Source organism: Caulobacter sp. SL161, from assembly GCF_026672375.1.
Classification (GTDB): domain Bacteria; phylum Pseudomonadota; class Alphaproteobacteria; order Caulobacterales; family Caulobacteraceae; genus Caulobacter.
Genome location: NZ_JAPPRA010000001.1, coordinates 2,217,435 through 2,231,325, shown reverse-complemented (window position 1 = coordinate 2,231,325; position 13,891 = coordinate 2,217,435). Strand labels below are relative to the sequence as shown.

The 13,891-nt window shown below is 66.7% G+C and carries 9 protein-coding genes and 2 pseudogenes; 3 read left to right on the top strand and 8 right to left on the bottom strand.

Annotated elements, in window-relative coordinates:
* The first annotated feature begins 151 nt into the window (after positions 1-151).
* Complete coding sequence (locus tag OVA11_RS10870; RefSeq protein ID WP_268067393.1) at positions 152-1,963, top strand: aminopeptidase P family protein; 1,812 nt, start codon at positions 152-154, stop codon at positions 1,961-1,963.
* Positions 1,964-2,097: 134 nt separating this feature from the next.
* On the opposite strand, the gene OVA11_RS10865 is transcribed toward OVA11_RS10870, so the two are convergent.
* The 5 genes and pseudogenes from OVA11_RS10865 to ligA form a co-directional block, all read right to left on the bottom strand.
* Positions 2,098-2,526, bottom strand: coding sequence for a DUF2147 domain-containing protein (locus OVA11_RS10865; RefSeq protein WP_268067392.1), 429 nt, complete (start codon positions 2,524-2,526; stop codon positions 2,098-2,100).
* A gap of 115 nt (positions 2,527-2,641) precedes the next feature.
* Positions 2,642-3,271, bottom strand: coding sequence for a 3'-5' exonuclease (locus OVA11_RS10860; RefSeq protein WP_268067391.1), 630 nt, complete (start codon positions 3,269-3,271; stop codon positions 2,642-2,644).
* Positions 3,247-3,465 (bottom strand): annotated as a pseudogene (locus tag OVA11_RS10855) (BRCT domain-containing protein); the annotation flags it as partial. The pseudogene OVA11_RS10855 and the gene OVA11_RS10860, both read right to left, overlap by 25 nt.
* Before the next feature lie 57 nt (positions 3,466-3,522).
* A pseudogene (locus OVA11_RS10850) lies at positions 3,523-4,122 on the bottom strand (3'-5' exonuclease); the annotation flags it as partial.
* Positions 4,123-4,141: 19 nt separating this feature from the next.
* Complete coding sequence (ligA, locus tag OVA11_RS10845; protein ID WP_268067390.1) at positions 4,142-6,589, bottom strand: NAD-dependent DNA ligase LigA; 2,448 nt, start codon at positions 6,587-6,589, stop codon at positions 4,142-4,144.
* 132 nt (positions 6,590-6,721) lie between these two features.
* Here ligA and OVA11_RS10840 point away from each other — a divergent pair, with 132 nt between their 5' ends.
* Positions 6,722-7,858: an acyltransferase family protein gene (locus tag OVA11_RS10840; RefSeq protein WP_268067389.1), complete on the top strand. Its 1,137-nt coding sequence runs from the start codon at positions 6,722-6,724 to the stop codon at positions 7,856-7,858.
* 4 nt (positions 7,859-7,862) lie between these two features.
* Here OVA11_RS10840 and OVA11_RS10835 read toward each other — a convergent pair whose 3' ends face one another.
* Genes OVA11_RS10835 through OVA11_RS10825 form a run of 3 tightly spaced genes read right to left on the bottom strand, consistent with a single transcriptional unit; the run spans position 7,863 to position 11,388 of the window.
* Positions 7,863-9,218 (bottom strand): DUF3526 domain-containing protein, encoded by a 1,356-nt coding sequence (locus tag OVA11_RS10835; protein ID WP_268067388.1) that lies wholly within the window; start codon positions 9,216-9,218, stop codon positions 7,863-7,865.
* Positions 9,218-10,666: an ABC transporter permease gene (locus tag OVA11_RS10830; RefSeq protein ID WP_268067386.1), complete on the bottom strand. Its 1,449-nt coding sequence runs from the start codon at positions 10,664-10,666 to the stop codon at positions 9,218-9,220. Before OVA11_RS10830 ends, OVA11_RS10835 begins: the two co-directional genes overlap by 1 nt.
* On the bottom strand, positions 10,663-11,388 hold the full coding sequence (locus tag OVA11_RS10825) for an ABC transporter ATP-binding protein (protein WP_268068944.1): 726 nt from the start codon (positions 11,386-11,388) through the stop codon (positions 10,663-10,665). Before OVA11_RS10825 ends, OVA11_RS10830 begins: the two co-directional genes overlap by 4 nt.
* Before the next feature lie 145 nt (positions 11,389-11,533).
* Between OVA11_RS10825 and OVA11_RS10820 the strand changes: the two genes are divergently transcribed.
* Positions 11,534-13,615 (top strand): TonB-dependent siderophore receptor, encoded by a 2,082-nt coding sequence (locus OVA11_RS10820; protein WP_268067385.1) that lies wholly within the window; start codon positions 11,534-11,536, stop codon positions 13,613-13,615.
* Positions 13,616-13,891 lie beyond the last annotated feature (276 nt).

The window sequence follows — 13,891 nt, the reverse complement described above, 5'->3', positions numbered from 1 at the left end:
CTCGCGGGGGAGGTGGCCCGAAGGGCCGGTGGGGGAAGGTCTGCAAACCTTGCCTCTTCCCCCTCCGTCGTCTCTTCGAGCCGACACCTCCCCCTCGCGGGGGAGGATTGAACATCTTCCCTGCGCGCTCGGAGAGGCCTAAATCCTCCCCATGCGCCAGACCTTCGACGAATCCACCGATCCCTCCTTCGGCCCAAAGCACGTCCCGCTGATCCGCCAGGCCATGGCGGCGCAGGGGCTGGACGGCTTCCTGGTGCCGCACGAGGACGAGCACCAGAACGAGTATCTGCCCGCCGCCAATGACCGGCTGGCCTGGGCCAGCGGCTTCACCGGCTCGGCCGGCGCGGGCGTGATCCTGAAGGACCGCGCCGCCGTCTTCGTCGACGGCCGCTATACGCTGCAGGTTCGCGAGCAGGTCGATCAGGGCGTGTTCGAGATCCGCGACCTCGTCGAGGGCGGCGTGCCAGCCTATCTGGAGACCGTCTCGAAGGGGGCCGTCATCGGCTATGACGCCCGCCTGCATAGCCCTGCCGCCCTGGACGGCCTGAAGGCCGCCGCCACCCGCGCCGGCGCGGTGCTGAAGCCCGTCGAGGCCAATCCCGTCGACCAGGCCTGGGGCGAGGCTCGCCCGCCGCAGCCCATGGCCCCCGTGGTCCCGCAGCCCCTCGAACACGCCGGCGACGAGTCCACCGCCAAGCGCGCCCGCGTCGGCGCCTCGGTCGCGGCGCTGGGCGCCGACGCCGCCGTGATCACCGCCCCGGCCTCGATCGCCTGGCTGTTCAACGTGCGCGGCGGCGATGTGATCCGCACCCCGCTGCCGCTGTCGCAAGCCATCCTGAACGCCGACGGCACGGCGCGACTGTTCCTGGAACCGGCCAAGGTGACGACCGACCTGCCGGCCTGGCTGGGCAACCAGGTCTCGCTGGAGACGCCGGACAAGCTGGAGACGGCGCTCGCCGACCTGTCGGGCAAGAGCGTCGTGGTCGACCCGGCCCAGTCCTCGGCCTGGTACTTCGACACCCTGACCGCCGCCGGCGCCAAGGTGGTGCGGGCGATGGATCCCTGCACGATGCCGCGCGCCTGCAAGAACGCCGTCGAGCTGGAGGGCACGCGCGAGGCCCACCGCCGCGACGGCGCAGCCCTGACCCGCTTCCTGTACTGGCTGGCCACCGAAGGTCAGGTCAATCCGCCCGACGAGAAGGAAGCCGTCGCCAAGCTGGAGGCCTTCCGTGAAGCCACCGGCGTGCTGAAGGATCTTTCCTTCGACACCATCGGCGCGGCCAACGGCCACGGCGCCCTGCCCCACTACCGCCCGACCGAACGCTCCAACGAGCGCGCCAAGCTGGGCTCGCTGCTGCTGGTCGACAGCGGCGGCCAGTATCTGGACGGCACCACCGACGTCACCCGCACGGTCGCCATCGGCGAACCGAGCGCCGAGATGGTCCAGCGCAATACGCTCGTCTTGAAGGGCCACCTGGCCATCGCCCGCCTGCGCTTCCCGGCCGGCACCACCGGCTCGGCCATCGACGCCCTGGCCCGGATGGCGCTGTGGGCGCACGGCCTCGACTACGACCACGGCACCGGCCACGGCGTCGGCGTCTATCTGGGCGTCCACGAAGGTCCGCAGCGGATTTCGAAGGCGCCGAACACCATCGCCCTGCAGCCCGGGATGATCGTCTCGAACGAGCCCGGCTACTACAAGGACGGCGAGTACGGCATCCGGATCGAGAACCTGGAAGTCGTCATGCCGGCCGAGGACGTGCCCGGCGGCGAGCGGCCGATGCACCGCTTCGAGGCCCTGACCCTGGCGCCGATCGACCGTCGCCTGATCGACAAGGCGCTGCTGACGGCCGAGGAGATCGCCCAGTTCGACGCCTACCACGCCCGCGTGCTGCGCGAGATCGGGCCTCGTGTGGAGCCGGAAATCCGGGCGTGGATGGAAGAGGCCTGCGCGCCGCTTTAGGCGGAGGTTCCTCCCCCGCGTTGCGGGGGAGGTGGCCCAGAGGGCCGGAGGGGGCTAGCTGGCCGACGCTGCGTTCGCCCCCTCAGTCGCTCCGCGACAGCTCCCCGCAACGCGGGGGAGCATCCCCGAAAGCCCTACCGGATCCGCGTCCACTTCTGGGTCTTGCACATGGGCGCGACGACGCAGCCCTTGAGCTTCAGTTCGGTGTTGCTGACCAGCTCGATCGTGCCGGCATAGGTCCCGCCGTCCTCGGGGTTGTAGACCTTGCCGCCCGTCCACTTGGTGGGACCGCCGCCGAAGTCATAGAGCATCTGCAGGTTCTTCAGGGTGCGGCTGCGCTGGCTCTCGTCCTTGTTCTTAATGTCCTTGAGGCCCGGATTTTCCTTGATGTGGTTGGAGGTCACCAGCTTGCCGCACAGGCTGTTGCCGCAGCGCGAGATCTCGACCTGACCGCCATTGCTCGGCGTGGCCCACAGGCCCACCACCTCGGCGGCGAAGGCGGGCGCTGAAGCTGCGAGGCTGGCGGCGAGCGCGGTGGCGGCGATCATGGCGGTGCGGATCATCGAAATCTCCCTGTTCGCGCTTTCGGCGCGCGTCTTGACCGCTTGGTTGCGCGATCCTGTTTCCCAAAACAAGCGTTCGCACGAAATCGCGGCGAGAATTCGGAAAGCGGTCAGCTCAGCCCCAACGCCGACGTGGCGCCGCCGCAATGCGCGAGGGTCGATAGCTGTCGGGGTCGAGACGGCCCGGGGTCATGCCCAGGCGCTGCGGCAACGCCCGGATATCGGACAGCGCGTTCAGGCCCGTCGCGGCCAAGGCCACGCGACCGCAGGCATAGGCGTCGGCGGCCGCGTCGTGGTGGGCGAAATCCACGCCCAGATGGCCGCAGACCACGTTCAGCTTGTGCGATGGAAGCTCGGGCCAGACGCTGCGCGCCACTTGCACCGTACACAGATAATCGAAGCCCGGGGCTTGCACGCCGTAGTGCTCGCAGGTGCGCCGGATCACGCTGATGTCGAACGAGGCGTTGTGCGCCAGGATCAGCGCCCCCTCCAGCTCAGGCCGAAGGCGTTCCAGCACTTCCGGCCACTCGTCGGCGTCCGCGACATGTTCAGGCCGGATGCCGTGGAAGGCCATGTTGAACGCCGCGAAACGGTTGCCCGGCGGACGGATATAGTGGTGCTCGATACGCGCGACCTCGCCGTCCTCGATCCAGGCCAGACCGATCGAGCAAGGGCTGGCGCGCTGCTCGTTGGCCGTCTCGAAGTCGATGGCGATGACCTTCATGCGCTCACCAGCGTCAGCCACTCGTCCTCGGTCATCACCTGAATGCCTAGCTCCGTGGCCGTCTTCAGCTTGGAGCCGGCGCCGGGTCCCGCAACCACCAGATCGGTCTTCTTCGACACCGAAGACGCGACCTTGGCGCCAAGGCCCTCCGCCTGGGCCTTGGCCTCGTCGCGGGTCATCGACGCAAGTTGTCCGGTGAATACGATCAAGCGACCGAGCAATGGTCCTTGGCCAGCGGGGAATATCGCGACTGGAAGCGATGAGGATGATGATCGTGATCTGGAAGGGTACGTGATCTGGGGCGGCGCGTAACTTCGGTGATCCAAGCGACCCAAGACCATACCTAGTCGCCCAGGGAGATCACGCAGACTAGTCACGCCATTCAGAGCCGCAGCCGCAAGAGCGACTTGTCCGCATGCGTAGGCATCGCCGCTGGCGTCATGGTGGTCGAAATCAACGCCGAGATGGCCGCAGACCACATTTAGTCGGTGTGAAGCAAGCTCAGGCCAAACGCTCCGCGCGACCTGAACCGTGCACATGTAGTCGAACCCTGGAGGTGAGATATCGTAGTACTCACATGTTCGGCGGATCACGCTGATGTCGAACGACGCATTGTGCGCTAGGACTAGCGCGCCCTCCAGCTCTGGCCGAAGGCGCTCAAGCATGTCCGGCCACTCGTCGGCATCCGCGACATGCTCGGGCCCAATTCCATGGAAAGCGATATGAAAAGGCGTGAACCGCATGCCGGGTGGCCGAATATAGTGATGCTCAACTCGCGTGACCCGACCATCCTCGACCCAGGCAAGACCCATTGAACATGGACTGGCGCGTGTCTCGTTGGCGGTTTCAAAATCAATCGCGACGACTTTCACGCTCGCTACCCGACAGTTTCTACCATTTCTCCTCTATAAGTTTTATCCATTCGTCCTCGGTCAAGACCGTGATCCCCAATTTGCGTGCTTCGTCTAGCTTTGAGCCGGCCCCCGGTCCGGCGACGAGATAATCGGTTTTGGAGGACACTGAGCCAGCAACCTTGGCTCCAAGACTCTGCGCTTTAGCTTTGGCCTCATGGCGCGAGAAACGCTCCAGGCTCCCCGTGAAAACGACAGTCTTTCCAGTGACCAGCGACTGACCAGCGGCCTTGACCGCGTCTTCAACGGTGACGGCGGACGTGAGGCGCGACAACAGGTCCAGATTGTGAGGCTCACGGAAAAACTCGACGAGAGACTCAGCGCCAACCTCGCCCAATCCGTTCAGGCTGATTAGGTATTCGTAAGCCCCCTTGGCCTGCGGTTCAGCCATGAGGCCTAGGTCATCCAGCAACGCCCGGGGCGTGGGATAAACCTCGGCCAAACCGTTGGCAACGCTACTGCTGAGCCCCTTCACCTTGTGCGCGGCAAGGAGTTGAACGATGCTCCCATCTGGTCCTAGGGACGGTAGCCAATCAGCTAACTTCGGCGCAGCCTCGATCAGGCGCTCGGCAACTATTGGTCCCAGTTTGTCGACGCTCAGCAACCTCTGACGCGGCTGCATGTGAGCCGCCGCGAATGTGACCTCGTCCCGCATCTTCTGTAGCGAGCCGAAATGTTCGGCCAAAAGACGCGCTGTCTCCTCGCCGACGTGACGGACGCCAAGAGCGAAGATGAACCGGGCCAGTGAAATTCTGCGGCGGGCATCGATATTGTCGAACAGAGTCTCCAGACCATCGAAGGCGCGCTTGTCCTCCTCGATACCCTTGCTAGTCTCGGCGGTCCCCTTAGCTAGCTGTCGTTGAGCCGCCTGCTCACGCCGCCTCTCAGCTATAGCTGCTCGAACCTCATTCGCACGGGCACGCAACTGAAAGATATCCGCAGGGTCCTTCAGCAGCCCCTTCTCATGGAACAGCTCAACATAGGTTTCGCCAAAGCCCTCGATATCGAAGGCCTTACGCGAGATAAACAACTTGATGCGCTCCGTGACCTGGGCCGAACATATAAGCCCTCCGGTGCAGCGTCGAACGGCTTCGTCGACATCTCGCATGGCGTGGCTGCCGCACACTGGGCAAGTATCCGGGAAGACGAACGCGCGCGCGTCCACCGGCCGTTCCGACACCACAACCTCGACGATCTGCGGGATGACATCGCCAGCCCGTTGCAGCACCACAGTGTCGCCGATGCGTATGTCTTTGCGAACGATCTCGTCCTCGTTGTGAAGGGTGGCGTTACGGACCACCACCCCGCCGACCGTCACCGGGCGTAAGCGGGCGACGGGCGTGATTGCACCAGTTCGCCCGACCTGAAGGTCAATGGCCTCAAGCACTGTGCGCGCCCGCTCGGCCGGGAACTTGCGGGCTATCGCCCACCGAGGCGAGCGAGCGACAAAGCCCATGCGCCTCTGAAGGTCCAGGCTGTCGAGCTTATAAACAACCCCGTCGATGTCGAAGGCTAGCGTTGGACGTAACTGCTCAAACTCTGCATAGGCATGAAGCAGCCCCTGAGCGCCCTCCACTCGGCGCGCCGGTGGGACCGTAGTGACAAATCCCCATTCGGATAGTTTCTGCAACGCACCCCATTGGGTCTCGGCGAACGCTTGAGAACTAACGCCCCATGCATAGCCAAAAAATCGCAAGGGCCGCTGGGCGCTCACAGCAGGATCGATCTGGCGCAGCGAGCCCGCCGCAAAGTTTCGAGGGTTGGCATAGGTGCGCAGGCCCGCAGTCTCAGCAGCAGCGTTGAAGTTCGAAAAGGCCTGCAGCTCAACGTAAACTTCGCCACGTATCTCAATGAGGTCTGGCCAGTCAGATCCTTTTAGCCGCCGGGGAATATCGGCCGGCACAACAGTTCCATCTGCCAGATTTCGTGGCTCAGTCAGCGTTAACAGATTGGCGGTGACATCCTCACCGGTCTCACCATCGCCGCGCGTAGCCCCCTGGACAAGTTCACCTTTCACGTAGACGAGCGACGCGGACAGCCCATCGATCTTCGGTTCTGCAGTATAGCCAATGATCTCATCTGCCGAGAGATTGAAGAAGCGGCGGACGCGCGCATCGAACTCGATCGCCTCGTCGTTCGAGAAGGCGTTGTCGAGGCTGAGCATTCGGACGCCATGCTTCACCGGCGCGAACTGTTCGGCCCGCGCCGCGCCGACCCGCATCGACGGGGAATTGTCGCGCACCAGATGCGGGAAGCGGGTCTCGATATCGAGGTTCCGGCGCTTCAGCGCGTCGTACTCGGCGTCGCTGACCGTCGGATTGTCCTGCTGGTGGTAAGCGATGTCATGCGTCGCCAAGAGGTCGGCCAGACGCTCCAGTTCCTCGACGGCCTGGGCTTCGGTGAGGTCGGCGACGGCGATCTGGGACACGGGGCGAATCCGGGCGGCGGGGAACGCAGGCAGGTTAGCAACGCGGCTCCGTCGGGGGGAGTCGCCGATGCGCTCGCCCGTCAGGCGAAACTTGGCCCACCCCTTGCGGCGTCGGGAGCGAAGGAGTTTCCGATGTTCAATGCCGGCACAGGTTTCGCCAAAGCGAGCGCCACGCCCGTCCTGTCTCGGGACGGTCCGCTGGACGCCCTGCGCTTCCTGGCCGCCCTGTTCATCGTGCTCTATCACGTGGCAGAGCGCGCGCCGGTGTCGCTGTTCAGCCTGTCGCCGGCGTTCGGGCGCGGCTATCTGGCGACCGACTTCTTCCTGATGCTCTCGGGCTATGTGCTGGCCCGGACCTACGGATCGCGCATCGCAAACAGCGAGGTCGACACCTGGACCTTCCTGAAGCGACGCGTGCAACGGATCTGGCCGCCGCACCTCGTCATGCTGGCCCTGTTCGTCGCTTTCTTCCTGGCCACCACGGCGATTGGCCTGGCGCCGCAGAACCCGCAATGGTTCCAGTGGGACCAGCTGCTGCCCCAGATCTTCCTGGTGCAGGCCTGGTTCGTACCGGGGACCTCGGGTTGGAACATGCCGACCTGGACCCTGTCGGCCCTGATCGTGGCCTATGCGCTGTTCCCGATGGTCTGGCGCAAGGTCGCCGCCACGTCGCGGCCGCTGCGGCTGCTGGCCATGGGCGTCTGCGCCTGGATCATCATCGACCAGGCCGCGCTGCTGGCGTTTGGCGTGCCCGGCTATCAGTTGCCGCTGCGCTTTGGTCTGATCCGCGGCGTGCCGCTGTTCCTGATCGGCGTGCTGGTCGCGCGCCTGCCGGTCACGCGCCTGGCTGAGCAGCAAGCCCTGCCCCTGGCGGCGACCAGCCTGGCGATTGTCATCGGCGTCCAGGCCCTGGGGAACTTCGACTACTTCAGCCTCGCCCTGCTGGCGTTCCTGATCTACGCGGCTGGGGCCTCCAAGCCGCGCGCCTGGCGCTGGGCCGGCGCGGCGGGGCGCCTGTCGTTCCCGCTGTTCCTGACCAACACCCTGACCGCCGTCGTCTGGTTCGGCCTCGTGCGGATGCTCGACGCCAAGCTCGGCCTGCCGGTCGCCGCCCAGTGGGCGTTGTGGGCGCTGGCCATCCCGGCGACGATCATCGCCGCGTGGCTGTTCGAGCGCCTCGTGGATGCGCCGCTGCAGACCTGGATCAAGTCGCGGTCTCGTGGGGTGGCGGCCCCGCACATCACCAAGATGCGCGAGGCCTCGGCCTAAGCTTCTAGGACGCCTTCCCGCGTCCCCGCATAAAGCCAATTCCGCCGACCAGCGCCGTCAACAGGACAACACCGCCAAGCAGCGCGACGGGCCAGCTTCCGGCGGCCGCCGCCGCCCGATATTCCGGCGCGCGCGCGAAGTCGGCGCGGCCAAACGGCCGGTCTTCGAACAGATACGGATAGTAGAACCGCCGAAGCGCGCCGTGGAACGCACGAATGCGGTCCTGGTAGGCGATCTGCGCCGCAGGATCGGTCGCGGCCAGCCGGTGCAGCGCCAGCTGCGTCGCCACGCCCGGCGTCACCAAGCCCAGCCGCTCACTCCAGGCCGCCCGCTCCAGGACGCCCTGCCGATACTGGCGCGACAGGTCGCCCGCCCGTTCGTCGCCCACCTGGTGGAAGGCGAAGTACCATTTCCAATGGAACGCCTCGGTGAGCGGCGCGGTGTTGCGCCACTGCGGATGGGTGCGGAAGAACGCGTCCATGGTTTCAGACTTGGGAATGTCCCAGGCGCGATGCACGGCCGTGCGCTGGGTCTGGCCAAGCTCCATGCCCTGGCGCAGCGGGATGGCGCTGTTGATCGCCACATGACCGATCGCCGGAACGATCAGGGTCAGGGTCATCCAGGCCGCCGCCAGGGTCATGGCGTTAGACAGCGAGCTGCGCGCCGCGCGGGCCACCACCAGGCACAGCACGATCCAGAAGGCCAGATAGGCCAGCACCACCGCCAGCACCGCTCCGACCTTCCACAACGCCGCGCCCGCGACGGCGGCGCCGACCAGGAACGGCAGCGCCAGCGCCAGGAAGAGGCCCAGCGCGCGAACGGCCAGACGCGGCCCCCAAAGCGCCGAGGACGCGCCCACCGAGGCCTCCAGAGCGCGCAGTCGCCCCGCCTCGCGCTCGCCCGACCGCAGGTCATGGAACAGCAGGATCACGAACAGCGGGGCCAGATAGACCAGCACGAAGGCGAAGTCGAAACGCCCCGGCAGCGCGGCTTCCGGATTGCCGATCTCGCCCTCGTAGAGCTGCGCCTCCAGGCCAAGAGCCCTCACGCGCAGGACGTAGGGCGAGACATCGCGCGTCCCGATGGCGGCGAACGCCAGGTCCGACGGCGGATCCCAGGTGGCATGGAAGGTGTAATAGGCCGCGCTGCCAGGATCCTTCTCGCGGGAGACCCAGTCGGTGATCGCGGCGACATCGGACGCCTGCTGCGGCCCGATGCGGGCGATCGCGGCCTCCTGACGCGCGACCTCGACGAGCCCGGCGCCGATGGCGACGCTGGTCAGGACCAAGAGGCCGATAATGGCCACGACGGCCGATTTCAGGCCCAGCAGGAAGCGGGCTTCGCGAAGCAGGGCGTTCATTATGCAGCGCTCCGGTTCAGACGACGGCCGGCGCGGACCGCAAACCACGCTCCAGCGACGAGCCAGAGCAACAGGGCCGCCAGCCCCGGCAGGGCGCGGCTGACGACGTCGGCCGCCGAGGGCCGTTTCGGGTCGAACTGAGGCATGGCGCGCCAGTGGTCGGCCGAGATGCGGCTGCGAGCCTCCGCCGCAGCGTTCTTGCTCTTGGCGGCGTCGTCCGCAGCCGTGACCGCCGTGGCCTGCAGGCGGTTGAGGCGCTGCACCAGGTCATAGCGGTAGGCTTCGGCCTGTTCGAGGAAGCGGCGATAGGCGAAGAGGTCCGTCTCGGCCAAGGTCATGGACACACGGCGGATCGCCACGGTCGGGCTGACCACCGCCAGAGCGTCCATCACCCGCCCCTGCGCCTCCATCGCGCCGAAGGCCTGGTCGGCGTAGCGGTCGAACAGACTGGAGGTCAGCTTCTCACCTTCGATGGCGAGCAGACCCCGATAGTTGACCGGCAGGTCCTCGACCCGGGTCACGCCGTACTGTTTCAGCGTCTTTTGCTTGAAGGCCGCGAAATAGGGATCGTTGGGATTGTGGCTGTCGCCCATGGACCGCAGGTCGCGCTGGACGGCGATGTCGGTCTCGACCCGCGTCGGCAGCGGCGCCAGGGCGGCGGCGGCCTCGGGCGCGACACGCGGAACCAGCACCACCATGAAGGCCCAGGCGCCGACAAGGCCGATCAGGGCCGAGCGGCTGCGGGCGGCCGTGGCGGATACGGCGATGATCAGCAGGGTCCAGAAGGCCAGATAGGTGATATAGCCCAGCGCGGTCAGGCCGACAGCCGAGAGCCGCGCCCCGCCGCTGACGCCGAGCCACAGCAGTAGACCAAAGGCCGGGGTCGAGATGGCCAGGGCCGCCAGGCCCAGCGCCAGGGCCTTGCCGCTCAGCAGCGCGCCGCCCGAGACCCCGGCCAGCAGCGACTGGCGCAGCGTGCCGCGCTCGCGCTCACCGGCGATCATCCCGGCGCCGATGAACACCAGCAGCAGCGGCACGATCACCTGCAGCACCAGCGCGGGCGACAGCTGGCCGAACCGGACCAGCAGCGAGGACTGACGAGCGTCGCCGAAGTTGGCGCTGTTCTGCCGATGACCTTCGAGGAAGATCATGTTGCCCGTGTAGGCCTCAACGCCGGGGTCCATCGCCGCCAGGCCGCTGGCCGGCCGGATGGCGAAGTGGCCAAAGTGCACGACACGGTGCGGATGCCGGTTGGGCTGGGCGGCGAAGTCATGGTCGGCGGCGTGCTGCAGGCGCTCGCGCAGGCCCGCCTGGTCGGCCTGATAGGCGTGCGAGGTGAGCGCCGCAGCCAAGGTCAGCAACGCCACAAGGATCAGGCCGATCAGCGCGACCCGGCTCCGAACAAGGTGACGCAGTTCGTTGCGCGTCACCGAAAGGATCACGCTCATGCCGCCCGCGCCCTCGAGAAGCGGTTATGCAGGGCGCGAAGGTCGAAACGCTCGGGTCCGTCGGCGACCATCTCGTCGCTGATCCGGCCGCGCTCCAGGAATCCGATGCGGTCGGCGATGTCGGCGACGCCGATCAGGTCGTGGGTGACGATCAGGATCGCCGCCCCCTCCCCGCGCAGGCGCGAAACCAGAGCGTTGAAGTCGGCGGTCGCGCCGGGATCGAGCCCCGAGGTCGGCTCGTCCAGCAGCAGCACCGACGCGCGGCGCAGCACTGCCAGGGCGATCGCCGTCTTCTGGCGCATGCCCTTGGAAAAGCCCGACACCCGGCGCTCCCAGGCTTCCTCCGCCAGACCGACCGTGCCGAACGCCTTGTTGATCTCGTCGGCGACGGGGCGCAGGCCCGCCAGCCGCAGGAAATAGTCGATGTTCTCGCGCGCGGTCAGGTGCTCGTACAGCGCCACGTTCTCGGGGATGTAGGCGATGGCGCGGCGCACCTCGGCGGGCTCCGACACGGGATCGCGGCCAACTACGCGGACGCGTCCGGCGCTGGGACGGACAAAGCCGAGGATCGCCTGCAGCGTGGTCGACTTCCCCGCGCCGTTGCCGCCGAGCAGGCCGTAGACCTCTCCGGCCCTGACCGTCAGGGCCAGGTGATCGATCACAGCGCGATCGCCGTAACGCACCACGAGATCTGCGATCTCGATCGCTTTGTCGCCATCCACGGTCTTCACGCCACCCTCGTATGCCTCTGCGGCGCCGCTCGCGCCGTCAAGTGATGTTATATCGTAACAATTATCTTGACCCTGGATCAACCCCTCGCCTATTCGACCGGCCAACCCAGACCGCCGTTCTCCAGCGAGATCCCATATGACCACCAAGGCCCTCCTGTTCGCGCTTTGCGCGGGCGCCTCGCAGTTCGCCTTCACGGACCTGGCCCTCGCGCAGGACAAGGCCAACGAGGTCGACAGCGTCGTGATCACCGGCTCGCGCGCAGCCAGCGCCAGCATCAACGGCGTCGTGATCGACCCGATGCGACTGCCGCAGAGCGTGCGGGTGCTCGACGAGGCGCTGATCGTCGACACCGGCGTGACCAACCTATCGGACCTCTTTGATTTCGCCGGCGGCATGGCCCGCCAGAACAGCTTCGGCGGGGCGTGGGACGCCTATGCGATCCGCGGGTTCTCGGGCGACATCAATCAGGGCCCGGACCTGCTGGTGAACCGCTTCACGGCCAACCGAGGCTTCAACGCGCGGCGCGACGTCGCCACTGTCGAGCGCTTCCAGGTGCTCAAAGGCCCCGCCTCGGCCCTGTCAGGCAAGGGCGAGCCGGGCGGCTCGATCAACATCGTCACCAAGGCCCCGACCGAAACCGCCCAAGGCGCCGGCGAGCTGTCGTATGGCAGCTTCGACGCCAAGCGGATCATGGGCGACCTCAGCGGTCCCGTGGGCGGCGGCGTCTCGGCCCGCATGATCGCCGTCTATCAGGACACGGACGGTTGGCGCGATCATGTCGGCAGCGACCGCCTGCTGCTGGCCCCGTCGCTGGCCTGGACGCCGTCGGACGACCTGCGCCTGCTCTACCAGATGGAGGCCAACACCGTGCACTTCGTGCATGACCGGGGCCTGGTGGCGGTCGCCGGCGACGGCAAGGCGCTGCCGCGCGAGCGGTTCCTCGGCGAACCGAACGATGGCGACATCACGCAGAAGACGATCCAGCACCAGCTGACCACCACCTACAACTTCAGCCCGAGCGTCGCGGTGGAAGCCGGCGTGCAGTATCGCGACGGCTCGTTCCGGGGTCAGTCCACGCACAACGGGTCGCTGGTCGGAACCCAACTGCGCCGCCAGCTGCGCATCCATGACTACACCTGGGATGACCTCTCCGGCCGGATCGAGGTCAGCTTCGACGGCAAGCTCGGCGGACTGGAGCACCAGTTGCGCGCCGGCGCCGACGCCTTCACCTACGAGCAGCGCCGGATCTTCTATCGCTTCAACCCGACGGCCGCCTCGCCATACGCCATCGACATCCTCAACCCTGTCTACGGTCAGGCCAAGCCGGTCGCGCCGCTGAACCAGAACGTGCTGGAGGAACTGCGCGGCGAGAGCCTCTACCTGCAGGACCTGGTGACGCTGAACAGCCAATTCACCCTGCTGGTCGGAGTCCGCCAGGACTGGATCCGCCAGACCAACACCAACTACCGCAACAACACCGTCACCCGGCAGTCGCCCTCGCAAGCCTCACCGCGCGCAGCCCTGACCTGGGCGCCGAACGAGAGCTTCTCGGCCTATGTCAGCTGGGGACGCTCGTTCCGCTACAATCAGGGCTCAGACGCTGCGGGCGGCGCCTTCCCGCCCGAGAAGGGCGAGGCCTGGGAAGCCGGCGTAAAGTGGGACCTGGCCGGCCGCCTGACGGGCACCGCGTCGCTGTTCCGCATCGACAAGGAAAATATCCTGGTCAATGACCCGGCCAACAGCGGCTTCTTCATCCCTGTGGGCGCCGCGCGCAGCCAGGGCGTGGAGGCCGAGACCAATCTTCGCCTGCCCAAGGGCATCACCGCCACGGCGGTCTACGCCTACACCGACACCGAGATCACCCGCGACACCCGGGCCAACATGGTCGGTAGCGCCTTGAGTAATGTCCCAAAGCACTCGGGCGCGGTGTACGCCAACTGGCGCTCGGACGGCGAGGCGCCGGGCTCGGTGACCCTGGGCGGCGGCGTCGTCTATGTCGGCGAGCGCGCGGGCGACGACGTCAACACCGGCTTCAAGCTGCCGGACTATGTGACGGTGCGCGCCAACCTCGCCTACAAGGTGTCGAAGGCGGTCTCGCTGCATCTGGATGTCGAGAACCTGTTCGACACCTATTACCTGGAAAGCTCGTACAACAACGTCTGGATCACGCCGGGCGCGCCGCGCACGGTCACGGGCCGGCTGCGCGTGAGCTTCTAGACCCCACCCAGCGTTCGCGCCGGTCGGCGGCTCCGATCGGCGCGAACGCCATAACCGCCAAAAGAAAAGCCCGGCGGATGGCCGGGCTGGAATAAGTAGGGAGGAAACGCCCCGGGAAGGGCAGAGGCTCTCAGCCTCACGCAGGTGATCTATGTTCACTTGCGACCGTTTCAAGGCCCGACCTGAAAGATTCTTCACGCGCGGCCCGCTTGGCTTGCCCGGGTCGTGTGATATGAGCGCCCTCGACGAATGAGGGCCTGCGCCCGAAGCGAGCGC

Bases quoted from the DNA above. Each gene is read 5' to 3' on its own strand.
- OVA11_RS10820 (WP_268067385.1), top strand. From the start codon at position 11,534: ATGACCACCAAGGCCCTCCTGTTCGCGCTTTGCGCGGGCGCCTCGCAG.
- OVA11_RS10830 (WP_268067386.1), bottom strand. From the start codon at position 10,666: ATGAGCGTGATCCTTTCGGTGACGCGCAACGAACTGCGTCACCTTGTT.
- OVA11_RS10840 (WP_268067389.1), top strand. From the start codon at position 6,722: ATGTTCAATGCCGGCACAGGTTTCGCCAAAGCGAGCGCCACGCCCGTC.
- OVA11_RS10870 (WP_268067393.1), top strand. From the start codon at position 152: ATGCGCCAGACCTTCGACGAATCCACCGATCCCTCCTTCGGCCCAAAG.
- OVA11_RS10835 (WP_268067388.1), bottom strand. From the start codon at position 9,218: ATGAACGCCCTGCTTCGCGAAGCCCGCTTCCTGCTGGGCCTGAAATCG.
- OVA11_RS10865 (WP_268067392.1), bottom strand. From the start codon at position 2,526: ATGATCCGCACCGCCATGATCGCCGCCACCGCGCTCGCCGCCAGCCTC.